The organism is Desulfatiferula olefinivorans, assembly GCF_054657895.1.
On record NZ_BAAHXV010000054.1, the window covers coordinates 1 to 23,212 of the forward strand.

Genomic DNA, 23,212 nt, shown 5'->3' on the forward strand with positions numbered 1-23,212 from the left:
ACAGATGCCGGTTTAATCGCTCTCACAGAGGCACGGAGACACAGAGAACGCCGGACATGCCGGGGCATGTCGCACGGCAACGGCCCTGTGGGCATCCCATGCCGTGACGGAAAAGATCCCCGGCTCGTTTTCGTCATGGTCAACCCATTCAACCACCCGGTCGCTGCGCTCCCTGAAGCACACGAAGACCACGAAGGAAGCATGGTTTGTCACAGCCCGACACCGCCATCGTGAACGTGCTCGTGCTCGTGACCGCAAGCGTGAACGGCATGATCCTTCCCGCAGGAAGAGACTGTGTGTTTTAAAAATCATACATGCGATTGCCCTGGAGAAAACCCATGGATGTACCCTTCTTAATCGTTATCGGGATCGGTATCGTTATCGGATTCGATCCTCAGACCGTTTCGATACCGATTTCGATTGCGATAGTGACGGTTAAAAGCCATACCGGCACGGCATGCGATTGCCCCGGCCGTCCGCCCCTTCAGGCGTGAGTGTTCCGGGTACATCAACCCGCAGGATGCCCTTGACAAACCCTTCGGACTGCCCTATAAGCCCTGAAATGAAAACTGTATATTTTTTATACAAATCCGCCCATTTTTCTAAGGACAATGTACAATGACGGGCACGCCCACTTCGTTTCCCTGGGGTAACTATCTGATGCGGGTGGTGGTTCCCACGGTCCTCACCTTCATTCTGTTTGTGGTGTCCTTTTTCTACGTGATCATCCCCTCGGTCCGGGACACCGGCATGGAACGCAAAAAAGAAATGATCCGGGAACTGACCCTGTCGGCCTGGAACATCCTGGCCAAGCTCCACGATGACGAGCAGACGGGCAGGCTCACCCGTGAGGATGCCCAGGCCCGGGCCATCGACCAGATCCGCAACCTCCATTACGGCCAGGAAATGAAAGACTATTTCTGGATCAACGACATGGTCCCACGCATGATCATCCACCCTTACCGCACCGACTTAAACGGCAAGGACCTGTCCGATTACACGGACCCGGACGGGAAAAAGGTGTTCATGGAAATCACCCGGGTGGTCCGCGAGCAGGAATCCGGGTTCGTCACCTATAAATGGCAGGCCAACGACCGTCCGTCCCTGATCGTCCCCAAAATTTCCTACGTCAAGGGTTTCGCCCCCTGGCAATGGGTGATCGGCACGGGCATCTACATCGATGACGTCAAGGCGGAAATCGACCGGCACATCGAAAAGATCGCCGCCGTCTCCATCGTGATCTGCATGATCAACATCCTTATCTTTTCCTTCATCATCCGGGAAAGCTACCTGACCCACAAACGGCAGAAAAACGCGGAGATGGAACTCAAAAAGACCAAATCCTCTCTGGCCCTGTCTGAAAAAATGGCCTCCCTGGGGTCCCTGGCCGCCATGGTGGCCCACGAAATCAACAACCCCTTATCGGGCATTTTGTCCTACGCGAGGCTGTGCACACGGTACCTTACCAAGGAGGATCTGGGAGAAAAAGACCTGGAGGCGGTGCGGGGGAACCTGTCCATCATGGCCGGTGAGGCCAAGCGCTGCGGCGATATCGCCAAGAATCTGCTTCTGTTCGCCCGACAGTCCGTGGGCAAGGTGGAGACCGTCCACCTGAACGATCTGGTGACCCTCTCCGTCAAGATCATTGACCACAGCGCCAAAATGAAGGAAATCGACCTCAAGACCGACCTCGATCCGGGGAACGATCAGATCTGTTGCGATCCCGGCGCCATTCAGCAGATCCTGGTCTCTTTGATCGTCAACTCCCTGGACAGCTCGTCCAAGGGCAGCCGGATCGTGGTCAACACCGATTGCAGCGACGAGAGCGTACTGCGGTTTAAGGTCATCGACCATGGTCACGGCATCGAAGACAAGGATCTGCCGTTTATTTTCGACCCTTTTTTTTCGACCAAAAACTCAAGCACCAGCCTGGGCCTGGGGCTTTCGGCCGTCTACGGCATCGTCCAGAACCATTCCGGCACCATCGACGTGAGATCGAAACCGGGACGGGGCACCCAGTTCACCATCACCCTGCCCCGGGAATACAAGGAAAACCAGACTGAAGCCCACACGAGGTAAGCATCATGATCAAACCGTCGGATATCGCCATCCTGATCGTCGATGACGAATCATCCATCAGAAACGCCCTGAGCCAGTGGTTCGAGATGGACGGCTATCGGGTCGACACGGCCGAGGACGCCAACAGCGCCCTTCTGAAACTCCAGGAAGGCCCCTGGGACATCGTGATGCTCGACATCAAGATGCCCGGCATCGACGGCCTGGAGCTCCAGCGCCGCATCAAGAAGATCGATCCGGCCATCATCACCATCATCATGACGGCCTTCGCGTCGGTGGACACCAGCATCCAGGCTCTCAAGGAAGGCGCCTTCGACTACATCGTCAAACCGGTGGACCCCGACGAAATGAGCCATCTGATGCGCAATGCGGTGGAGCAGCGGCGTCTTTACTACGAAAATCTCCAGCTCAAGCAGCATATCGACGGGTTTGCCCTTTCAGGTGAAATCAACGGGGAAAGCCCCGCCATGAAAAAGGTCATCGAAAAGGTCGTGGAGGTCGCCCCGACCGAAACCACGGTGATGATCAAGGGGGAAAGCGGGGCGGGCAAGGAACTGATCGCCCGGGCCATTCACGGCAACAGCAACCGGCGCTATTTTCCCATGATCACCATCAACTGCGGCACCTACACGGAAGGGCTTCTGGAAAGCGAACTGTTCGGCCATGAAAAAGGGGCCTTCCCCGGGGCTCTTTATCGACGCCAGGGCCGTCTCGAAATGGCCGACAAGGGCACCCTCTTTCTGGACGAGGTGGGCCAGATCGGCGACAAAATGCAGGCCGACCTGTTGCGGGTCATCGAGACCCAGCGGTTCACACGCCTGGGGGGCGACCGGGAGATCGAGGTGGATTTCCGGGTGATCTGCGCCACGACCCACGATCTCGAATCCGCCGTCCAAGCCGGCACCTTTCGCAAGGATCTTTACTACCGCCTGAACGTGGTGTCCATCCCCGTCCCGCCCCTCCGGGAGCGGAAGCTTGACATTCCGGCCATTGCCCGGTCGTTTATCAAACGCTTTTCCCAGTCGATGAACAAACACGTCATCGATCTGTCCAACGACACCCTGGACCGGCTGTTGGCCTACGACTGGCCCGGCAACGTCCGTGAACTCAGAAACGTGATCGAACGGGCCATGGTGGTGGCCCGGGGCAACCTGATCGAACTGCACGACCTGTCGTTCTTTTTTCCCCAGGAGCAATCGACCATGGGGGAAAGGATTCTGTCTCTTGAAGAAGTGGAAAAACATCACATCCAGAAGGTGCTGGAGCTGACCGGGGGGAATATCGTCAAGGCGGCGGGGCTGCTCAAGGTCAGTCGTCTGACCCTTTACAACAAAATCAAGAAATATCAGCTGAAGAAAACCAAAGGGGACGGCAAGGCCTGATTATGGCGTATATCTATATCCTGCCGATACAGACATCTCCGTCGTTCTGGATCGAACCCCTTGAACAAGGCATCCGCCGGGCCTTCGGATATCAGACGCGAAAGCTCAAGCGAAAAATCAGCCTTGACCAGGCCTTCGACATCACGAGGTCCCAGTACAGTTCGTCACAGATCCTTCGCGACATTATCGCCGATCCGCCCGCTGACGCGATAAAGATCCTGGGCATCGTCGATGTAGACCTGTACATTCCGATTCTGACCTTCGTTTTCGGCGAAGCCCAACTTCGGGGCATCGGCTCAGTGGTGGCCATGCATCGGCTGAACAACAAATTTTACGGCCTTCCCGAAGACAGGGACCTGCTCACTGAACGGCTGATCAAAGAAGCCGTTCACGAGCTGGGCCATAATTTCGGTCTGGTCCACTGTCCCAATCAGAGCTGCGTCATGCGATCCTCAACCTATGTGGAGGACATCGATTTCAAATCCCATGAACTTTGCCGAAACTGCCGGGACCGGTTGGCATCCCCTTAGGAACACCGCCACCGCTGACCTTGAGATGGCCGATACCGGGGCTGATCCGCGTGGGCGCCTTTCGAACAACACCCTGATCCGCTCTGCACAGCGAATCCTGGAGGGGAGGCCCAGCAAGGAAAACCCTTATCTTTCCCGAAGCCACCGGCATGACATCATGCCGCATGGAGTGTGGCCGAAGAGCGAAGAGGTTCCCTTGATCCGGAAGCACCAGGACTCTGCATGACCGGTGTGTCCGGGGGGGTTGTCCGTTTGCGCGATCACGCGCGGATCATCACCACCAGCTATCGTCTTTCAGATCATTCAACGTCTAACATATCAATCCGGTGTTGAACCTGCGGGAAGGTTCGGCTCGGGACCCCTCACATTCTGCCGGTTTGTGTGGGGTGTTCCGAACGTCCTCCTCCCGCAGGCCCGTCACCAATAGCTACATCATCACTAAGCCGTCGCTACTTGCCGTCGCCCGGCTTGATTTTCTCACCACCGTCGGCCATGGTCAGGCCAAGACCGGGCTGAAACATGACCCCGTCGGCCTGGGTCTCTTCCTCGGTCCGGCCGATCAGGGAAATCGTAAGAAGGGCACTGATTGCCAGAAGGACCGTGGCCAGGATGAACGATGAATTCATGGTGCCGGTCAGGGCCTTCATCATCTGGGACACGCGGCTGAGCACGAAGCCGCCCACGCCCCAGGCGGTAAACAGGATGCCGTAGTTGACGCCGTACCCCTTGAATCCCCAGAGATCCTTGGCGATGGAGGGGAACAGGGCCAGGTTGGCGCCATAGTTGAAACCGATAAAGGTCGCCAGAAGAACGATGACGATGCCCGTCGTATTCTGCCCGCCCACCAGGGGAATGGACAGAAGCATCAGGACGGCCTGAAACAGATGGACGGCCAGAATGGTCTGATTCCGGCCGAAGCGGTCGGAAAGAATACCGGTGATCACGCGGCCCCCGGCGTTGCCCACGGCCATGATGGCCACGGCGATAAAGGCATATTCGCCCATGCTTTTCTTGGCAAGGCCCGCCACGCTGGAAATCACCATCAGCCCGGCACCCGCGCCGACAAAATAGATGACCCACAGCTTCCAGAAATTCAGGGTCTTGAGAATTTTGGTCCAGTGAACATCACCGTGGGAGGCCTTTTTCTTGTCCACGGGCTTTGTTTCAACAGGCACATACCCTTCGGGAGGATTGACCAGAAGAAGCGACAGACCGCAGACCACACCGATGAAGGCCACGCCGTAGATCAGCATGGCCTGGTTGACGCCCACGGTGCCGATCAGGTAACCGGAGAGGGGAGCGATGTACACCGGAGCCAGGCCGAAACCCGCCACGATCAGGCCGGCGATCAGGCCGGTTTTCGATGCGGGAAACCATTTGAGCCCCGGGGGCGTGGTGGCGGAATAACCGAACCCCATCCCGGCACCGGCCAGAAGGCCAAAGCCCAGGACCCAGGACCAGTAACTGGTGGTCTGAGAAATCCAGATCAGGCCAAGACCGACCATCAGACCGCCGATAAAGGCGGTGATGCGGGGCCCGAATTTATCCTGACATTTTCCGGCGGCAATCATGGAAAAGGCAAAGGCCAGACAGCAGAGGGAATAGGGATCGTTGAGGTTGGCCGGATTCCAGGAAAAGGCCCCTTCCCCGCCGGTTTTGATGGAGGTTTCGATGGCTGCCTTGAAGATGCTCCAGGCATAGAGAATGCCAAGGGCAAGATTGATTCCCACTCCGGCAAATGTGACAGACCACCCTTTATTTTTTACTGTGTCGGACATGAGCACCTCCAAAACCAAGCGCTGTTAAGTTTCTGTTCATTACCTGCAACCAAATTTGCAAATGGACCCCTTTATACGGTTTTAATGTTCATTTTGTCAACACATTCTTTTATCAAAAAGCATTAATGTATAATTTATTAACACCCAGCGATGATCCGGGCGCACTGATCCCTCCCCGCTCATACTCCCCGGACAGGGCCATTCGGAACTTTTGCTTGATCTTTGCGCGTGTTCTGATAGGAATCTGCTTGATTCATTCAATTATATTTACATCAGGTATATTTACACAGGGAGACCACGACCATGCTTTTCAAAAAAATGACCCTCGTATTCAGCGCCCTTGTGCTGCTCACCTCCTGCCAGGACTTGCTGAACAACCTGACCCTTGAAAACATCCAGAAACGGCTGACCCCCAAAGCCTCCCCTGAGATGGTTGCCATGATCCGCGACAAGGCGGCAGGACTCGCGTTTTCCCCGGCCGAAAGTCTGGGGCGGTCGGGCAAGAGCCGGATGACCCTCAAAGAAGGTCAGTGGGTCACCACCCTGACCACCCAGAAAGATGCCGGAGGTGACGTCACCCTGTCGACCACCCGTGTGATCAGCGTGACCGACCAGACCGTGGTCATGGAGACCGAGTCCTACTCCGCCCTGGAGCGGGGTGAACGCCGGCTGGCCCGGATCACCTTTGAAAACTACCCGGTCCGCAGTGACCTGTCCTACGGTCCGGAGGATGCCGACGCCATCCGAAACGTCAGGATCACCGCCATGGAAACCCGCACCGGCAACGAGCCTGTCCAGGTCATGCCCGCCGAAGCCCTGGCCATGTCCCAGGGGCTCGCCCAGAACCTCACCGGCGTGAATGTGAGGTCCGGTGAATTGATCGCCGATGCCTGTGTCGGCGACTACATCACATCCAAACGCTGCTACACCTTCGATTTCACCGTGTCGGTCATGGGCATCACCCAGTCCGGCCGATCCACCGTCCACAGCAAGATTCCCGTCACGGGCCTTGTCCGGACGGATACCGACACCATGATCCAGGAAACCATCGCCTTCGGGACGTCGGGGGCCGTCTCCCTGTTCTGACGGCGGCGGTTGACGGCCGCCGCCTGAGGCTCTTTGAGGAAAAAGGATTGTTATTCATGATCAACCAGAAACCATCCCAGCCGGTGCTGTCGTTTCTCGTCAGGTTCATCCTGCCCTCGCTGATCACCATCATTCTTTTCCTGACGGCTTTTTTTTCGATCATCATCCCGACCATCGAAAAAAACAGCCTGGACCGGAAACGGGAAATGATCCGGGAGCTGACCACCTCGGCCTGGAATATTTTTGCCAAGCTGGATCACGATGCCGAAACGGGCCTGATGTCCACCGAAGAAGCCCAGCGCCAGGCCATCGACCAGATCCGGAACCTTCACTACGGTAGGGAGATGAAAGACTATTTCTGGATCAACGACATGCACCCCCGCATGGTGATCCACCCCTACCGCACCGACCTGAACGGCAAGGATCTGTCCGACTACACCGATCCCAGAGGGAAACACATCTTCCTTGACATGGTCCGAATCGTCGAGCAAAGCGGCGACGGTTACGTCGAATACATGTGGCAGTGGAAGGATGAAACGGGCCGCATTCTTCCGAAGATATCCTACGTCAAAGGATTTGCGCCCTGGGGCTGGATCATCGGCACCGGCATCTACGTGGATGACGTCAAGGCCGAAATCCGCGCCATCACGGGCGACCTGATCAAAATCACGCTGATCATTCTTTTGATCATCACCCTGATGCTGGCCTACATCGCCAACCAGAGCTACAAAGCCCTCAAGGAAAAACAGCGGGCCGAAAAGGCCCTGCGCGAATCGGAAGAAAAGTACCGGACCCTGGTCGAATCCGCCGGTGAGGGTATGTTCATGGCCCTCGAAGGGGCGTTCATGCATGTCAACCAAACCATCGCCGACATGCTCGAATACAGCAAGGAGGATCTGTCGGGCATGAGGGTCGAAGACATTTTCGCCGGTTCAAAGACCGGAGACGATGCCGTCTACCTGCGCGATCTGCGTGAGGGGAAAACCGTTCCCGAACGGTTCGAGACCCGGCTGAAAACAAGGACGGGGGGCATACGGGACGTGACGTTGTCGGCCACGCCGATTTCCCTGGCCGGCAACACCGGTTACATGGCCGTGGTGTCGGACATCACGAAACAGAAAAAAGCCGAAAGCGAACTGGGGGCCAGCGAGGAAAAATTCCGCACCATGGCCAACAACCTCAATGTGGGTTTTTTCCGTATGACCACGGGCCGGAACCCCCGGTTCATCGAAGTCAACCCCGCCCTGGTGGAACTGTTCGGTTATGACTCCAAGGAAAGCCTGCTCAGCACCCCCATCATCAACCTGTATCACAATCGGGAAGAATACCGGACCCTGGCCCCAAAGGCCAATGAGAAAGGCCTCCGCCGGGAAGTGATGAAATTCAAAAAGAAGGACGGGTCGACCTTCTACGCCTCGATCTGGGGCGTGCGCGTCAATCCGGACGCCAAAAACCACTTTTTTGACGGAATCCTCGAAGACATCACCGAGGTGGTCATCCGGGACGAAGCCAGCAAGAACATGATTTCCGAAATGCAGTCCACGCTGATGTACTTCAACCAGCCCCTGGATCAGCTGAATCCCCGGGACATCACGGTCTGCACGCCTGAGCTTCCCATTCGCGAGGCGGCGAAGCTCATGAACAATCGGAGCACCGATGTACTGCTGGTACGGACCGAGGACGAAACGGATCACGGCGTTCTGACCGACCATGATCTCCGCAAGGCCCTGATCCGTCCGGACAATCCCGGTGAAAAGACCGTATCAGACATCATGACCGACCACATCGTGTCCCTCCCCGGCCAGGCGTCGGTGTTCGAAGCCTGGCACGTGATGATGGACCGCAAGATCTCCCACCTGTTCATCACGGACACCGGCGAGAAGATCAAAGGGGTTCTGAGCAGCAACGACATCCTGGCCATCCAGAACTATTCACCGTCGGTTTTGCTGTGCAACATCAAGGAGTCGCAAACCCCCGACGACATCATCCGGCTGAAATCGGTCCGGCCCTACCTGATCACCACCCTGATCGAAAGCGGGGCCAAGCCCCAGAACATCAACCATCTGACCACACTGATCAGCGACACGATCCTGACCAAATTCATCGAATTCGCCATCGACCAGCTGGGACCGCCGCCGGTTCCTTTCGCGTTTATCGTGTTCGGCAGCGAAGGCCGGGAGGAGCAGACCCTGCATACGGACCAGGACAACGCCATCGTGTTTGCCGATGTGCCGCCCGGCGACCTGGAAGGCGTCAACGCCTACTTCCTGGCCATGGGCACCCGGGTCTGCACCTGGCTGGACGAGGTGGGGTATTCGTTCTGCTACGGCAACAACATGGCCATGAATCCGGAGTACTGTCAGCCCCTGGACACCTGGAAACAGTACTTCAGCAAGTGGATTTTCTCCGCCGGCGCCGAAGACCTGCTCCAGACCAAAATCTTTTTTGACTTCCGGATTGCCTATGGAGAAAGCCGTTTTGAAACGGCCCTCAGGGAACATCTGAACACCTGCGTCTCCGACAATCACCGTTTTTTCCAGATGCTGGCTCGGAACATCCTGCCCATGGCGCCGCCCATCGGACTGTTCGGCAATTTTATCGTCGAATCCTCCGGCGAAAACCGGGGATCGTTCGATATCAAGAGTTCGATGATGCCCATCGTCGACTTCGCCCGGATCTACGCCCTGAAAAACAAAATCGCCACGTCGAACACCATCATGCGTCTCGACGCCCTGCGCGACATGAAAGTTCTGACGGAACTCAACCATCAGGAGATGGTCCAGGCCTACAACTACCTGATGCAGATCCGGCTGAGAATCCAGGCCGAGGCCGTGTCCAACCGGAGCAGGCATCCGAACAACTACGTGTATCCCAAAACCCTCACCTCCATCGAGCAGAAACTGCTCAAGGAGATCTTCGCCCAGACGAAAAACTTCCAGGTCCGGCTCAGCTACGACTTTACCGGCCAGATAGGCAATCTGTAATGATCATGATCGTTTCGGACACTCACTGTTACTACGATATCGTCAATCGGCAGATCGACTACGCCGAGGACGTGCTTGGGCATACCATCACCAGCGTCATCCACCTGGGGGATTTCGGCATCTACAAACCGCACCTCAGGCACTACTTCAGAAAAAGCAAAAAAAGCTTCCGCCGTCCCCTTTACGTCATCGACGGCAATCACGAGGATTTCAAACATCTCCACAGACTCGTCACCGTCTACAAAGACTGTTTCACCTACCTGCCCCGGGCCACGGTCCACACCATCGACGGTTACCGCTTTCTGGCTCTGGGCGGCGCGGCCTACATGGATTCCATGATCACGGAAAAAGGGGCGGTGATCACCAACCAGCAGATCAACGACTGCCTGTCTTTCTCTCCCGACGAGGCGGACATCATCATCACCCACGACTGCCCCTCGGGCATCGGCGTCCCCAACACCCCGGGCATGGGCCATTTCGGCGAGCCCGGTTTCCCCCGCAGCGAGGAACTGGCCGCCCATTTCAAGCCCCGCCTCTGGCTGTTCGGCCACCACCACAAATGGTACTGCGCCCGGGACGCCCATACGGCCTACTACGGCCTCGCCGGCGTCTGGAAAGGCTTCGGCCTTCTCGACGACAACTACCACTTCACCATGGTCTCCCACCAGGTCCCCTGGGACAAGACCCCCTTCATCGAAAAACTGCTGATCAAACTGCGCATCATCCGGCCGGAATCGCCGGATTATTCGTAAAATAAACGCACAAGGCGAAAATGCAGCCTCCGGCGGCCCTGCCGGGGGCCCGCCTTTTGAAAAGGCGGACAAACAGGTATTTAAATGTCTCTCAGGCGCCAAGGCAGAAAAAATTGGCCTCCGGTTTATTGGTTGTAAAAAATAATTTTTAACAATTATTTCAAGACCTTTCTATTATAGGAAAAACGATCAATTATTTGGATCGCAACTCCATAGAAATTAATATAAATAATATCAAACAGTTGAAGCTACAATAACTTTCATTCATGTGTCTATAAGGTGAGGGGCTTTCCCCTTGAGAAAATCTACAGATTTATTAACCACCCGTTCGCTGCGCTCACTGAAGAACACGAAGGATTACGAAGAAAAGCCCACTATTTATGTACTTCTTCGTGCTCTTCGTGCCCTTCAGTGAGCAACGCGAACGGGTGGTTTAACAATTGAAAAATCACCTCCAACTTGAGGGAAGTGCATAACCAGAAAAATCTATTTACGCATTTTGTCCAATACATAAACAACAATCGGTGGCTCCAAATTATCATCCTTGCTATTATCGGAATTATCACAGCAATTATCCGATGAGTGCAAAACAAAAAGGGGATCGTTTTTCAACGATCCCCTTTTGTTATTCACAGCGTATTTAACCGCTTACGGCGGCTTACTTGTCCTTCTGGGTCATCAGTGAAACGATGACGAGGGTCAAAAAGCTCAGCGGAATGGCGACGATACCCGGGTTGTCCAGGGGGATCGGAGCCGTGGCCGTGGTTTTGTACAGATCAAGGAAGGTACTCGGTGACAGGAGGATGATCACCAGGGAGGTCACGATACCCACGAAAATGGAGGCGATGATCCCCTGGGCGGTGGTCTTCTTCCAGAACAGCATCATCAGAATCGCCGGCAGGTTGGCGGCGGCCGCCACGGCGAACGCGAGGCCGACCAGGAACGACACGTTGATGCCCTTGAAGACGATACCGAGGATGATGGCGAGGATACCGATACAGACGGCGGAAATCTTACCGGCAGCAACGGCGCCCTTGTCGGTCATCTCGATGCCCATGTAGTTGGTGATAAGGTCATGGGCCACCGCACCGGAGGCGGCGACGATCAGACCGGAAACGGTGCCGAGAACAGTGGCGAAGGCGATGGCGGAAATGATCGAGAAAATCACCACACCAAAGAACTTGGCCAGAAGCGGCGCGGACATGTTGCTGCTTTCCACGTCAAGAACACCGGTGTACATGGCGCCAAGACCCATAATCATGGTCAGCACGTAAAAGAAACCGATGGAGCCGATGGCCACGATGGTGGATTTCCGGGCATCCTTGGGGCTCGGTACGGTGTAGTAGCGGATCAGGACGTGGGGAAGCGCTGCGGTGCCCAGGAACAGGGCCAGCATCAACGAGACGAAGTTCAGTTTGGACATGAAGGTCGACCCCTTGTCCACCTTGAATTTCAGACCCGGACGCATGATGTCCTTGCCCGAGGTGGGGTTCTGTTTCCAGATGGTGACCTTGTCGTCGCCGTCCATGAACAGCACCTTGGTAAAACGAACGACCTCGCTCTGCTCAACCGCGGCGAGAAATTTAACCGGGTTCATCGGACCGGTCGATTCCACTTCCTTGCCGTCCATGACGAGCTTGCTGGCATGACCCACCTGGTAGAAGCGCTGGTCTTCCTTGGGAGCGCCGTTATACAGCACCCTGCCGTCGGCGGTCTTCACCAGGCACAGGGTTTCCTTGAGCAGGGTTTTTCCGTCTTTTTCGTCGATGGTCCAGTAGGAGATGAAATCGTCTTTTTTCACCTTGACAAAGGTGCCTTTAGCGGTTTCGATCGTGCCGAGAACGGTGTAAGAGGCATCGTCCACCGCGGTGATGGTACCGCCTTCCGTCACGGCCGTCAGGGTCACGAAATCATGGTACTCTTCGTAGGGTTTCTTGCTGATCCCGTTGTTGAAAATGTAGACCGAAAGAATCGTGGAGAAGATAATCAGAAGACCGCCCTTGAGGAACTGGACATAGGTGGTGGAGGTCATGCCGGCGGTGGCCACGATGTAGATCACGATACAGCCGACGATGATGACGCCCCAGTAGTGGGGAAGACCCAACAGCGGGGTGACGAGAACGCCGGCACCGACCATCTGGGGAATCAGGTAGCACAGGGAGACGATCAGGGTACTGATGGCGGCGGCCAGTTCGATTCCCTTGGAGTTGAATTTGTAGTTGAGTGCATCGGTGAAAGTGTATTTCCCGAAGCGTTTCATGGGTTCGGCCACCAGGAACAGGGCCACGACCCAACCGGCCAGGTAACCGATGGAGTATAAAAACCCGTCGTAACCGGCCACGGCGATCAGACCGCAGATCCCGAGAAAGGAGGCGGCGGACAGGTAGTCACCGGCAAAGGCGATGCCGTTGACGGCCCAGTGGATGCTTCCGCCGGCCGCATAGTAGCCTTTGGCGGATTGGGTTTTACGTGCGAAAAACGAAGACATGCCCAGTACACCGAGTACGAAGGCGATAAATATACCGACAGCTAGTGGTGAAGCGATGTAAGTCAATGTAAAATCTCCCCTTATTTATTCAGTTCATCTTCTTTTGCCGTGCAGAGCTTGTTGTAGATGAGACCCATTACGATCGCCAGAACGATCAGGCCGACGCCGTAGACCAGTGCCAGGTTGAGACCGGCAAACACGATCACGCCCATGAGTTTGGGGTTGACCACGTTGATGACGATAAAACCGGCATAAACAAGGACGTACGCAATAAACATGTAGACGCCGAGTTTGGACTTGTAATCGGACGCGTGATCCACGCCCCAGTCTGATGATGGTCCATGTCCACCCATAATTTCCTCCAATCATGATAATTAATGTTTCAACGTTGAAAAACCAAACCGTGTTCGTCATGAACACGAAAAAAAATCCCCACCCTTCTTTGATCGCAGGGCAGGCTTTTTCACGATGTGTGTGTTACCCCCTCTTGTTATCACGGTTCCATTCATTCCCGCCCCGTGCCCGGAAAGGGAATGCCTGCCATATGGACGGCCCTGATACACGTGTGTATAAAAATCGCAGATCCATGGATGAATGTCACCCGGCAGTTATGACCTCACCCGGACCGGCCACCCGCATCATGCAGCCGTTCTCCCTTGTTACGCCCGTTCATTCCTGCGTGCAGAGTCGTGTAGACGGCAGGTCGAAACGGGATGTTAAGGGAAAGCACATATCATCCCGCCTGAATTTAATCAAGACAATTGAACGGATTTTTCGCCAAAAAAAACCGGCCCCGAAGGGCCGGCGTTTTTTCAGTCTTCTTTCCAGAAGGGGGACATATTCCGAAGTTTTTGGATGATCGGAGGCAGTTTTTCAATGATGAAATCCACCTCGTCTTCGGTGTTGTAGCGACAGAGGGAAAAGCGGATGGTGCCGTGGGCGGCGGTGAAGGGAACGCCCATGGCCCGAAGCACGTGGGAGGGTTCCAGGGACCCCGAGGTACAGGCCGATCCCGATGAGGCGCAAATCCCTTCCTCGTTCATCATCAAAAGGATGGCCTCCCCTTCGATGAACTCGAAGCTGATGCTGGTGGTGTTGGGCAGGCGATGTTCGAGATCGCCGTTGACGAAACACTTGGGAATCAGCGCCGTCAGCCGTGTCTCCAGTTTGTCGCGCAGGGCTTTGACCCGGGTGTTTTCCTCGTCCATGTGCTCCGCGGCAATCTCGCAGGCCTTGCCCAGGCCCACGATGGACGCCAGGTTTTCCGTGCCGCCCCGCCGGTTGTGCTCCTGATGCCCCCCGATCATGTAGGGGAAAAACCGGGTTTTGTTCCGCAGGTACAAGGCCCCCACGCCCTTGGGCGCATGGAGCTTGTGGCCGGACAAGGAGAGCATGTCAAAGGGAATCGCGTTCACATCAACCGGGATTTTTCCGACGGCCTGGACCGCATCGGTATGAAAGAGAATGCCCCGTTCCTTGACTTTTTTTGCGATGTCCAAAATCGGGAAAATCGTTCCGGTCTCGTTGTTCGCCCACATGACCGACACAATGGCCGTGTCATCGGACAGGCCGGCGTACAGGGTGTCCAGATCCAGACGGCCCCGTGTATCCACGGGAACGAAGGTGGTTCGGTATCCTTCCTTGTCCAGGGATTCGCAGAGGCTTTTCACGGCCGGATGCTCGACCATGGTGGTCACGATATGTTTTTTCGCGGGATTCGCCAGAAGGGCGGACCTGATGGCCGTGTTGTTGCTTTCGGTCCCGCAGCTCGTAAAGATGATTTCATCATCCCGGGCCCCAAGAATCCCGGCCACCCGGCGCCGGGCTTTTTTAAGCAGATCGCCGGACTGGCCGCCCTTGTGGTGCATGCTCGACGGATTGCCGTAGATCTCCGTGAAGCAGGGCATCATCTCTTCGAGAACGGCCCCATCGATTTTCGTGGTCGCGTTGTTGTCAACATATACGGTTTTCATCCACAGCCTCCTCCACCGAAAGTTCCATGGACACCCGCTCCCGCAGCTTGGCTTCCACATGATTTTTAAGGGTGATCTGGGATTTGCTGCAGCCGGCACAGGCTCCCTGAAATTTCACGATGACCCGGTTGCCGTCCACGTCGATCAGTTCCATGTCGCCATGGTCCTTCTGAAGGGCGGGCCTTACATCCTCTTCGATGACCTTTTCGATCAGCTTGATTTTCTGCATGGTGGTCATCCTGCCCGGGAGGGGGAACGAGGTCGGATGTTCATAGCTGACCCCGTCGCTCACCGCCTTGATGATGGCCTCGATTTCCTGATGGCAGTTGCCGCAGCCGCCCCCGGCCTTGAGGTAGTCGGTCACCTCTTCGAGGGTGGTCAGTTTGGCTTCACGCACGGCACGCTCGATTTCAAGATCGGTCACGCCGAAGCAGTGGCAGACCACATTGCCCTTGGCCACCTTAACCGTCTCTCCCCGGTAGTCGGCAATGGCCCGCTCCAGGGCGTCCCGGCCCATGACCGAGCAGTGGATCTTCTCCTTGGGAAGACCGCCAAGATACTCGGCGATGTCCTCGTTGGTGATTTTGGCGGCCTCGTCAATGTGCATGCCGATGACCATTTCGGTCAGGGCCGAGGACGAGGCGATGGCGCTGGCACACCCGAAGGTCTGAAATCTGGCGTCTTCAATGATCTGATCCGCATTGATTTTCAGGGTCAGGGTCAGGGCGTCGCCGCAGGCCAGGGACCCCACTTCGCCGACACCGTTGGCCCCTTCGACCCGCCCCGTGTTCCGGGGGTTCAAAAAATGGTCTTTCACTTTGTCCGTATAATCCCACATGGTTTTTTCTCCATTCTCGTCTCGTGGTTGAAAGCCGTGTCGGCCCGGGACAGAACCGGCGCAAGCCTTGTTTGTTGTCGTTTAAAGAAGATAGCCATCATCCTTCGTTTTTCAAGCGTCCCCCCTGCCGGGGCCGATCAGAAAAAGGCCGTAGGTGGCCCGAAGGTTGGGCAGCACACGAACGATGCTGCCGTGCATGTCCGCCTTTCGGGTGTTGATGGCCACCCGCGAAAGAATCGTAAACCCCACGTCCCGGGAAAAGTGCTCGAAATCCTTGAGGGTCAGCACCCGGATGTTGGGGGTGTTGTACCAGTGATAGGGCAATTGCTCGGTGACGGGAACATACCCGCTCAACAGAAGCTGCCTTCTGATCCGCCAGTGCCCGAAATTGGGGAAACTGACCACGGCCATTCGCCCGATGCGAAGCATGGACCGGATCAGGGCGGGGGGATCGTAGACCTGCTGCATGGTCTGGCTGAGGATTACATAATCGAAGCCCTTGTCCGGGTAATCGTCAAGCTCGACGGCGATATCCCCCTGGATCACGGACAGGCCTTTTTCAATGCACACCCCGACCTTTTTTTCTGAAATCTCGATGCCCCGCTCCTCGACCTGTTTCCGGGTTTTCAGGGCGTGCAGCAAATCCCCCTCCCCGCAGCCCAGACCCAACACCCGCGAGCCGGGCTCGATCCAGGATTCGATGATGGAAAGATCGTAACGCATCAGCGCCCTCCCCCGCCGGCCCGAATACCGGCCAGAAATCCGGCCGTCATCCCTGAAAGCCTCTCATTCGGCAGCAGAAAGGCATCATGGCCGCAATCGGCTTCGATCTCGCAGAAACTCACGTCAAGGCCGTTGCGCTTGAGTACCCGAACGATGTCCCGGGACTGGTAGGTCGGATACAGCCAGTCCGAGGTGTAGGAGGCCACCAGAAATTTCGTCCCGGCGATCCGGAGACGTTCCAGCACCTCCGGGGCGTCATCGTAACGGGACAGATCGAAATAGTCCGCCGCCTTGGTGATGTACAAAAGGCTGTTGGCATCGAACCTCTCGACGAATTTCGCCCCCTGGTATCTGAGGTAGCTTTCCACCTGGAAATCCGTGTCGAAATCAAAGGAAAAATCCTCTTTGTCCTGAAGACGCCGACCGAACTTCTGGCGCATGGACGCATCGGACAGATAGGTGATGTGCCCGATCATACGGGCCACGGACAGCCCCAGCGAGGGTTTGTCGCCGGAATAATAGAACCCCCTGTTCCAGTTGGGGTCACCGACAATGGCCTGACGGGCCACCTCGTTGAAGGCGATGGCAAGGGCCGAATGCCGCAGGGTGCTGGCCAGAACCACCACGCCGCCCACCCGGTCCGGATAATGATGGGACCAGGTCAGGGCCTGCATGCCGCCCAGTGACCCGCCGACCACGGCATGGAGCCGGTCGATGCAAAGATGACTGACCAGCTTTTCCTGGGCCCGGACCATGTCGCCGATGGTCACCAGGGGAAAGGTCGTTCCGTAGGGCTCGCCGGTCGAAGGATCGATGGACGAGGGACCGCTGCTGCCCATGCAGCCCCCCAGGATGTTGGAGCAGATCACGAAATAGCGGTCCGTATCGATGCCCTTGCCCGGCCCCACCATGGTGTCCCACCAGCCGGGTTTTCCGTCGGCCTTTGTGTAACGCCCCGCCACATGGGAATCCCCGGTCAGGGCATGACAGATCAGGACGGCGTTGGACTTCTCGGCATTCAGGGTGCCATGGGTCTCGTAAGCCAGGGTCACCGGTCCGAAACGACGCCCGCTTTCCAGAAGAAGTCCGTTTTCAGCATCGCCGAAGGTGAAAAAGCGTTTCTCGACCATGATCACGAGGGTGTCAGCTCCTTTCAAGGGCCTGGGCCAGATCGTCCTTGATGTCCCCGTCGTCCTCGATGCCCACGGACAGACGAAGCATGCCCGGCCGGATGCCCAGCGCGGTCTTGACGGCGGGATCGAAGGCCACATACTGGGTGGACCAGGGGTGGATGATCAGGGTCTTGCAGTCTCCCAGGTTGGCCAGGTGCCGGACGAGTTTCAGGCGGTCGATCAGACGGAAACAGGCCGCCTCGTCGGCCAGATCGAAGGTCAGAAGCCCGCCAAAACCCCTTCCGCCGAATTGCCTGTCTGCGACGGCGTGGAAGGGATGGTCGTCAAGACCGGGATAATTCACGGACACGACCTCGGGCCGATCGTTCAGAAACCGGGCCACCGAAAGGGTGTTTTGCATATGGCGCTCCATGCGCAGCACAAAGGTCTCAAGCCCCATCATGGTCAGGTAGCTGTGAAAGGGTGCCTGGGTGGTCCCGAAGTTGATATGGTGCTCCCGCCAGATCCGGTCAAGCAGGGCCAGGGGGCCTTTCCGATCCACGAAAGGTTTGAAGTCCGCAAAACGGGGGGAACTCCAGTCAAAGTTACCCCCGTCGACAACCACCCCGCCCGGGGCATTGCCGTGGCCGCTCAAAAATTTCGTGGTCGAATGCAGCACCACATCGGCCCCCAGGGCGATGGGGGTGAGAAGAAAGGGCGTGGCCAGGGTGTTGTCCACCACAAGGGGAAGCCCGTGCCGGTGAGCCAGATCGGACAGGGTCCGGATGCAGGGAATATCCATGGCCGGATTGCCGATGGTTTCAAGGTAGACGAAACGGGTATGTTCGTCGATGGCCGCCGCCACGTCAGTCGGGTCCGCCGCGTCGACCAGACGGGCGGTGATGCCGTATTTTTTGAATACGTTGACGAAAAGGAGGTAGGTGGACATGAACAAAGACCGCGCCGACACGAAATTATCCCCGGATCTCAAAAGGGCCATGCACGTGTTGCTGACGGCCGCCATGCCCGAGCCCATGACGATGGCGCCCTTTCCCCCTTCCAGGGCCGCGAGCTTCTTCTCCAGCACCGTGTTGGTGGGGTTGGACAGCCGGGTGTAGATATGAGCGTCCGTTTTACCGGCAAAGGTGTCGGACAGACTCTGGGCCGTCGGATGCACATGGGCCGCCGATTGAAAAATGGGGGCCGAGGTGGCGCCCTGCCAGTCTTCCGGCGCTTCGGCCTCGTGAATCACCCGGGTGGCCAGACGGTAGGGAGACGTCTTCTCCATGATCGCGCTTCCTTATATATAATAGGTAGGTATGCTTCAGATTGCGTCCGCAAACATGACGCACGATTTACACTGCTTGATCTTCTCGTCCCAGGACTCATGGTGCCGCCCCTGTCCCAGGGTGCCGTTGATAAACCAGCACAGGGATCCCACGCGGAATTCATAGGCCGGGCATTTGTCCCGGACACCTTCGGGACAGTCCGTCACCGTCCAGCAGTCGATAGACCTGCCCCGACCGGCTGTGGCCAGAAAAAAGAGCTGGCGCTTCACATGATCGGGAATCGACCGCCATCCCTGCTCGTAACTGTGAACGGCCTTGAGTGACACCCCCAAAAGCAGGGCCATTTCCTTCTGGGTCTTGTTCAGCCGTTTTCGCATTTCAACAAATTCATGAGCGCCCATAATACTCCAACCATTCATGATTATTAATCATTTTCACGCTACTTGAAAAAATATTTGCGAAAACTACCACGGTGTGGTAGTTTCTGTCAATTCAATTTGACACCGTGCCCCTTCTTCTTTCCCGTCCCCGCTTATAAAAATGATGGTGGAATTCATACGGTTCACATGGTAGCCTTGGATCGTTAAACAAGGCGGGCTGATCCGGTCAACCGACCTCTGCCGGACACAGGGCACGCACAAAATCACAGAGCGTCGGCAAGGACAGACATGGAAAACCCTGACGAAACAAACAATCCCACACACAAACTGAAAATCCGAAACCTGACCTATTCGGATTATGACGACATCAAAGTCGTCATGGACGAGGCATACAGCCGCATGGGCGGCGCCTGGACCCAGCGTGAATTTCATACCCTGATCACCCTTTTTCCCCAGGGCCAGATCTGCATCGATGACAAGGGGAAAGTGGTGGCGGCGGCCCTGACCCTCATCATCGACTATTCCAATCTCGAAGACGACCATTCCTATGAGGACATTGTCTCGGACGGTAAATTCGAAAGCCATGACAAAAAAGGGGATTACCTCTACGGCATCGATCTTTTTGTCAGCAGGGACTATCGCAACATGCGGCTGGGACGCCGCCTGTACGACGCCCGAAAGGAGCTGTGCGAGCAGCTGAATCTCAAAGGCATCATCGTCGGGGGCCGAATCCCAGGCTATGCCCGCTATCACAAGGAGATGAGCCCCAACGAATACATTCGGAAAGTCAAATCCCGGGAGATCATCGACAAGGTTTTGACCTTCCAGCTGGCCAATGACTTTCACCCCAAACGGGCCATCCGGAACTATATCCCCGAAGACAACGCCTCCAAAAGCCATGCGGTGTTTCTCGTCTGGAACAACATTTTCTACCAGGCACCCAAAAAGCATGTCTGGGGCCGGAAATCCAATGTGCGCCTGGGCATTGCCCAATGGCAGATGCGACAGTTCCAGTCCATGGACGATTTGCTTCACCAGGTTGAATTCTTTGTGGACACGGTTTCCGGGTACAACGCGGATCTGATTCTGTTTCCGGAACTGTTCAACGCACCGCTTCTGGCCCGTCACAACCAGGATGATCCGCCCCAGGCCATGCGGCAACTGGCCCAGTATTCTGAACAGATCCGCGAAGAACTGCTCAAAATGGCCCTGAGCTACAACATCAACATCGTCGCCGGCAGCCTGCCGAAACTCGATGACCAGGGACTATACAATGTATCCTTCCTCTGCCGTCGTGACGGGACCTGGGACCAGCAGTACAAACTGCACATCACCCCGGACGAGGCCGAATACTGGGGTCTTCGGGGCGGCAACGAACTTCGGATCTTCGAAACCGATATCGGGAAAATCGGCATTCTCGTCTGTTACGATGTCGAATTCCCGGAACTGGGACGCCTGTTGGCCGAAAAAGGCATGCAGATTCTCCTTGTGCCCTTTCTGACGGACACCAAAAACGGGTACCTTCGCATCAGGCGCTGCGCCCAGGCCCGGGCCATCGAAAACGAATGCTATGTGGCCATTTCCGGAAGCGTGGGCAACCTGCCCAAAATTGAAAACATGGACATTCAGTATTCCCAGTCGGCCATTTTCACCCCGTCGGACTTCGCTTTTCCCCACGATGCCATCGCGGCGGAAAGCACCCCCAACACGGAAATGACCCTCATTGCGGATATTGATCTGGATTTATTGAAGGAATTGCGAAAACACGGCAGCGTTCGAAACCTGGAAAGCAGGCGCAAGGATCTGTACACGGTGGGATGGATCGCATCCGATGCCCAATCGGACGCCAAATCCTGATATTCACTCTTTTCATGAGACAGCGAGCAATGACACAAAACGATCAGGCAAAAGACAAATGCAAAATCGACAGAAACACGGTCCGGCAATTCCGGGAGAGACTTCCGTCCATCACCGAAGCCATCATCGAAAGCTGCACAGACCCGTCCTGCTTCACCCATATCGACTATGATCCCATTCCCTCCCGGGAGAATGTCATCCGGATCATCCACCGGTTCATGGAACTTCTCTTCCCCGGGTACTTCAGCCGGAAAACCGTGGACCCCACCAACCTGGCCTATTCCGTGGGTGATGCGGTGGTCACCCTGTACGACCGTCTGGCCGAACAGATACGGCTCAGCGTGCGCCACGACTGTTTCCGTTACGGCATTCCCTGTACGGATTGCGAAACACGGGGCCATGATGCGGCCTGCGCCCTGTTCGCCGACATCCCCGCCATCAAACGGCAACTGGCCGACGATGTGCGCGCCACCCTCGACGGGGACCCGGCGGCCCGGGGCCACGATGAGATCATCTTCAGCTACCCGGGCATCTTCGCCATGGCCGTTCACCGGATCGCCCATAAGCTTCACCAGCTCAAGGTGCCCCTCCTGCCCCGGATCATGTCCGAATACGCCCACAGCGAAACCGGCATCGACATCCATCCCGGCGCCCTCATCGGCAACCGCTTCGCCATCGACCACGGCACCGGGATCGTCATCGGCGAAACCACCATCATCGGCGACAACGTGAGGATTTACCAGGGCGTGACCCTGGGGGCCCTGTCCCTGCCCCCGGACTGCGGGGAACGCTTCAAAGGCGTCCGCCGCCACCCCACCATCGAGGACAACGTGATCATCTATTCGGGAGCCACCATCCTGGGCGGCGACACCGTCATCGGCAAAAACGCCGTCATCGGCGGCAACGTCTGGCTGACCGAATCGGTCCCCCCGAACACCAAGGTCTTCCTCGAACAGCCCCGGCTGGTGTACAAATGAGCAGGAGATCATCATGACCCTTTTCAACCACGTGGATCATTGCATCGGAAAAACGCCCCTGGTGAGGCTTGAGCGCATGGACCGGGGGATGTTCGGACGCATTCTGGCCAAAGCGGAGTTCATCAGCCCCGGAGGGTCCGTCAAGGACAGACTGGGGGTGGCCCTGATCGAAGACGGGGAAGAACGGGGGGTTATAAACGAAGACACCCTGATTGTGGAGCCCACCAGCGGCAACACCGGCATCGCCCTGTCCCTGGTCTGCGCACGCAAAGGATACCGGCTCTGCCTGACCATGCCCGACTCCATGAGCGCGGAGAGGCGCAAGCTTCTGGCCCATTTCGGCGCACGGCTTGAACTGACGCCGGGGGCCCTTGGCATGCAGGGCGCCATCGACCGGGCCCGGGAGATTCTGGGTGAAGAAAAAAACGCCTTCATGCCCGATCAGTTCAACAATCCGGCCAACCCGGCCATGCATCGCCGGACCACGGGGCCCGAAATCCTTCTGGACACCCGGGGCCGAGTGGACATCCTGGTCTGCGGCGTGGGTACCGGCGGCACCCTGACCGGAGTGGCCCAGGCCCTGAAGACCGTGAATCCCGATCTGACGGTGGCGGCCGTGGAACCTTCCGCATCCCCGGTCCTGTCCGGCGGAAAACCGGGGAAGCATTTGATTCAGGGCATCGGCGCCGGATTTGTGCCGTCCATTCTGGACCTCTCCCTGATCGACGAAGTGATCCCCGTGGCCGACGACGACGCCCTTGACACCGCCCGGGATCTTGCGCGGCGGGAAGGCATCCTCTGCGGCATCTCATCCGGAGCCGCGGTCTGGGCCGCCATGGCCCTGGCCCGCCAAAGCCGCTTTCAAAACAAAACCATCGTCACCATCCTGCCCAGCACCGGCGAACGTTACATCAGCACGGCCCTGTTCGAGGCGTGATCCCGCGGCCACGAAGACAAATGAATTATCTGGTTATGCACTTGGTTCCA

General features: G+C 56.8%; 18 protein-coding genes. 9 read left to right on the forward strand and 9 right to left on the reverse strand.

The genetic code is table 11. From position 1 onward, the window contains the following. Positions 1 to 618: 618 nt before the first annotated feature. The 3 genes from ACYQ11_RS20785 to ACYQ11_RS20795 are packed head-to-tail and all read left to right on the forward strand — an operon-like array spanning position 619 to position 3,988. Positions 619 to 2,079 (forward strand): cache domain-containing protein, encoded by a 1,461-nt coding sequence (locus tag ACYQ11_RS20785; protein ID WP_459925751.1) that lies wholly within the window; start codon positions 619 to 621, stop codon positions 2,077 to 2,079. A 5-nt stretch (positions 2,080 to 2,084) separates the two neighbouring features. Then, positions 2,085 to 3,458: a sigma-54-dependent transcriptional regulator gene (locus tag ACYQ11_RS20790; protein ID WP_459925752.1), complete on the forward strand. Its 1,374-nt coding sequence runs from the start codon at positions 2,085 to 2,087 to the stop codon at positions 3,456 to 3,458. A gap of 2 nt (positions 3,459 to 3,460) precedes the next feature. Continuing rightward, positions 3,461 to 3,988: an archaemetzincin family Zn-dependent metalloprotease gene (locus ACYQ11_RS20795; RefSeq protein ID WP_459925753.1), complete on the forward strand. Its 528-nt coding sequence runs from the start codon at positions 3,461 to 3,463 to the stop codon at positions 3,986 to 3,988. Positions 3,989 to 4,437: 449 nt separating this feature from the next. Here the strand turns inward: ACYQ11_RS20795 and ACYQ11_RS20800 are convergent, their stop codons facing one another. Continuing rightward, complete coding sequence (locus ACYQ11_RS20800; protein ID WP_459925754.1) at positions 4,438 to 5,766, reverse strand: L-lactate MFS transporter; 1,329 nt, start codon at positions 5,764 to 5,766, stop codon at positions 4,438 to 4,440. 303 nt (positions 5,767 to 6,069) lie between these two features. Here ACYQ11_RS20800 and ACYQ11_RS20805 point away from each other — a divergent pair, with 303 nt between their 5' ends. Genes ACYQ11_RS20805 through ACYQ11_RS20815 form a run of 3 tightly spaced genes read left to right on the forward strand, consistent with a single transcriptional unit; the run spans position 6,070 to position 10,588 of the window. Further along, positions 6,070 to 6,852, forward strand: coding sequence for a hypothetical protein (locus tag ACYQ11_RS20805; RefSeq protein WP_459925755.1), 783 nt, complete (start codon positions 6,070 to 6,072; stop codon positions 6,850 to 6,852). Positions 6,853 to 6,908: 56 nt separating this feature from the next. Beyond that, positions 6,909 to 9,836 carry a DUF294 nucleotidyltransferase-like domain-containing protein gene (locus ACYQ11_RS20810; RefSeq protein WP_459925756.1) on the forward strand — a complete coding sequence of 976 codons (2,928 nt, stop codon included), beginning with the start codon at positions 6,909 to 6,911 and terminating at the stop codon, positions 9,834 to 9,836. Next, positions 9,836 to 10,588, forward strand: coding sequence for a metallophosphoesterase family protein (locus tag ACYQ11_RS20815; protein ID WP_459925757.1), 753 nt, complete (start codon positions 9,836 to 9,838; stop codon positions 10,586 to 10,588). Before ACYQ11_RS20810 ends, ACYQ11_RS20815 begins: the two co-directional genes overlap by 1 nt. Before the next feature lie 658 nt (positions 10,589 to 11,246). Here ACYQ11_RS20815 and ACYQ11_RS20820 read toward each other — a convergent pair. The 8 genes from ACYQ11_RS20820 to ACYQ11_RS20855 form a co-directional block, all read right to left on the reverse strand. Continuing rightward, positions 11,247 to 13,142, reverse strand: coding sequence for a solute symporter family protein (locus ACYQ11_RS20820; protein WP_459925758.1), 1,896 nt, complete (start codon positions 13,140 to 13,142; stop codon positions 11,247 to 11,249). A gap of 14 nt (positions 13,143 to 13,156) precedes the next feature. Then, a complete protein-coding gene (locus ACYQ11_RS20825; protein ID WP_459925759.1) occupies positions 13,157 to 13,429 on the reverse strand; it encodes a DUF485 domain-containing protein in 273 nt (90 codons plus the stop codon). 459 nt (positions 13,430 to 13,888) lie between these two features. Next, positions 13,889 to 15,049 carry a cysteine desulfurase NifS gene (nifS, locus tag ACYQ11_RS20830; RefSeq protein WP_459925760.1) on the reverse strand — a complete coding sequence of 387 codons (1,161 nt, stop codon included), beginning with the start codon at positions 15,047 to 15,049 and terminating at the stop codon, positions 13,889 to 13,891. Next, complete coding sequence (gene nifU, locus ACYQ11_RS20835; RefSeq protein ID WP_459925761.1) at positions 15,030 to 15,887, reverse strand: Fe-S cluster assembly protein NifU; 858 nt, start codon at positions 15,885 to 15,887, stop codon at positions 15,030 to 15,032. The genes nifS and nifU overlap by 20 nt, the downstream gene beginning before the upstream one ends. Positions 15,888 to 15,998: 111 nt before the next feature. Continuing rightward, the gene (metW, locus tag ACYQ11_RS20840) at positions 15,999 to 16,610 is read right to left on the reverse strand and encodes a methionine biosynthesis protein MetW (RefSeq protein WP_459925762.1); all 612 of its coding nucleotides are present in this window, start codon (positions 16,608 to 16,610) and stop codon (positions 15,999 to 16,001) included. After that, complete coding sequence (gene metX, locus ACYQ11_RS20845; RefSeq protein WP_459925768.1) at positions 16,610 to 17,740, reverse strand: homoserine O-acetyltransferase MetX; 1,131 nt, start codon at positions 17,738 to 17,740, stop codon at positions 16,610 to 16,612. Before metX ends, metW begins: the two co-directional genes overlap by 1 nt. 13 nt (positions 17,741 to 17,753) lie before the next feature. Continuing rightward, positions 17,754 to 19,010, reverse strand: coding sequence for an O-acetylhomoserine aminocarboxypropyltransferase/cysteine synthase family protein (locus ACYQ11_RS20850; RefSeq protein WP_459925763.1), 1,257 nt, complete (start codon positions 19,008 to 19,010; stop codon positions 17,754 to 17,756). Positions 19,011 to 19,046: 36 nt separating this feature from the next. After that, entirely contained in the window at positions 19,047 to 19,412 is a 366-nt protein-coding gene (locus ACYQ11_RS20855) for a helix-turn-helix domain-containing protein (protein ID WP_459925764.1), read from the reverse strand. Positions 19,413 to 19,679: 267 nt separating this feature from the next. Between ACYQ11_RS20855 and ACYQ11_RS20860 the strand changes: the two genes are divergently transcribed. From ACYQ11_RS20860 to cysK, 3 genes are read left to right on the forward strand one after another with little or no spacing between them, the layout of a single operon-like run. Further along, positions 19,680 to 21,248, forward strand: coding sequence for a GNAT family N-acetyltransferase (locus tag ACYQ11_RS20860; RefSeq protein ID WP_459925765.1), 1,569 nt, complete (start codon positions 19,680 to 19,682; stop codon positions 21,246 to 21,248). Between the two features lie 29 nt (positions 21,249 to 21,277). Continuing rightward, positions 21,278 to 22,225, forward strand: a complete 948-nt coding sequence (locus ACYQ11_RS20865; protein ID WP_459925766.1) for a serine O-acetyltransferase — start codon at positions 21,278 to 21,280, stop codon at positions 22,223 to 22,225. 13 nt (positions 22,226 to 22,238) lie between these two features. Next, positions 22,239 to 23,162 (forward strand): cysteine synthase A, encoded by a 924-nt coding sequence (gene cysK / locus ACYQ11_RS20870; protein ID WP_459925767.1) that lies wholly within the window; start codon positions 22,239 to 22,241, stop codon positions 23,160 to 23,162. Positions 23,163 to 23,212: the final 50 nt, after the last annotated feature.

Bases quoted from the DNA above. Each gene is read 5' to 3' on its own strand.
- ACYQ11_RS20785 (WP_459925751.1), top strand. From the start codon at position 619: ATGACGGGCACGCCCACTTCGTTTCCCTGGGGTAACTATCTGATGCGG.
- ACYQ11_RS20790 (WP_459925752.1), top strand. From the start codon at position 2,085: ATGATCAAACCGTCGGATATCGCCATCCTGATCGTCGATGACGAATCA.
- ACYQ11_RS20795 (WP_459925753.1), top strand. From the start codon at position 3,461: ATGGCGTATATCTATATCCTGCCGATACAGACATCTCCGTCGTTCTGG.
- ACYQ11_RS20800 (WP_459925754.1), bottom strand. From the start codon at position 5,766: ATGTCCGACACAGTAAAAAATAAAGGGTGGTCTGTCACATTTGCCGGA.
- ACYQ11_RS20805 (WP_459925755.1), top strand. From the start codon at position 6,070: ATGCTTTTCAAAAAAATGACCCTCGTATTCAGCGCCCTTGTGCTGCTC.
- ACYQ11_RS20810 (WP_459925756.1), top strand. From the start codon at position 6,909: ATGATCAACCAGAAACCATCCCAGCCGGTGCTGTCGTTTCTCGTCAGG.
- ACYQ11_RS20815 (WP_459925757.1), top strand. From the start codon at position 9,836: ATGATCATGATCGTTTCGGACACTCACTGTTACTACGATATCGTCAAT.
- ACYQ11_RS20825 (WP_459925759.1), bottom strand. From the start codon at position 13,429: ATGGGTGGACATGGACCATCATCAGACTGGGGCGTGGATCACGCGTCC.
- nifS (WP_459925760.1), bottom strand. From the start codon at position 15,049: ATGAAAACCGTATATGTTGACAACAACGCGACCACGAAAATCGATGGG.
- nifU (WP_459925761.1), bottom strand. From the start codon at position 15,887: ATGTGGGATTATACGGACAAAGTGAAAGACCATTTTTTGAACCCCCGG.
- metW (WP_459925762.1), bottom strand. From the start codon at position 16,610: ATGCGTTACGATCTTTCCATCATCGAATCCTGGATCGAGCCCGGCTCG.
- metX (WP_459925768.1), bottom strand. From the start codon at position 17,740: ATGGTCGAGAAACGCTTTTTCACCTTCGGCGATGCTGAAAACGGACTT.
- ACYQ11_RS20850 (WP_459925763.1), bottom strand. From the start codon at position 19,010: ATGGAGAAGACGTCTCCCTACCGTCTGGCCACCCGGGTGATTCACGAG.
- ACYQ11_RS20855 (WP_459925764.1), bottom strand. From the start codon at position 19,412: ATGGGCGCTCATGAATTTGTTGAAATGCGAAAACGGCTGAACAAGACC.
- ACYQ11_RS20860 (WP_459925765.1), top strand. From the start codon at position 19,680: ATGGAAAACCCTGACGAAACAAACAATCCCACACACAAACTGAAAATC.
- ACYQ11_RS20865 (WP_459925766.1), top strand. From the start codon at position 21,278: ATGACACAAAACGATCAGGCAAAAGACAAATGCAAAATCGACAGAAAC.
- cysK (WP_459925767.1), top strand. From the start codon at position 22,239: ATGACCCTTTTCAACCACGTGGATCATTGCATCGGAAAAACGCCCCTG.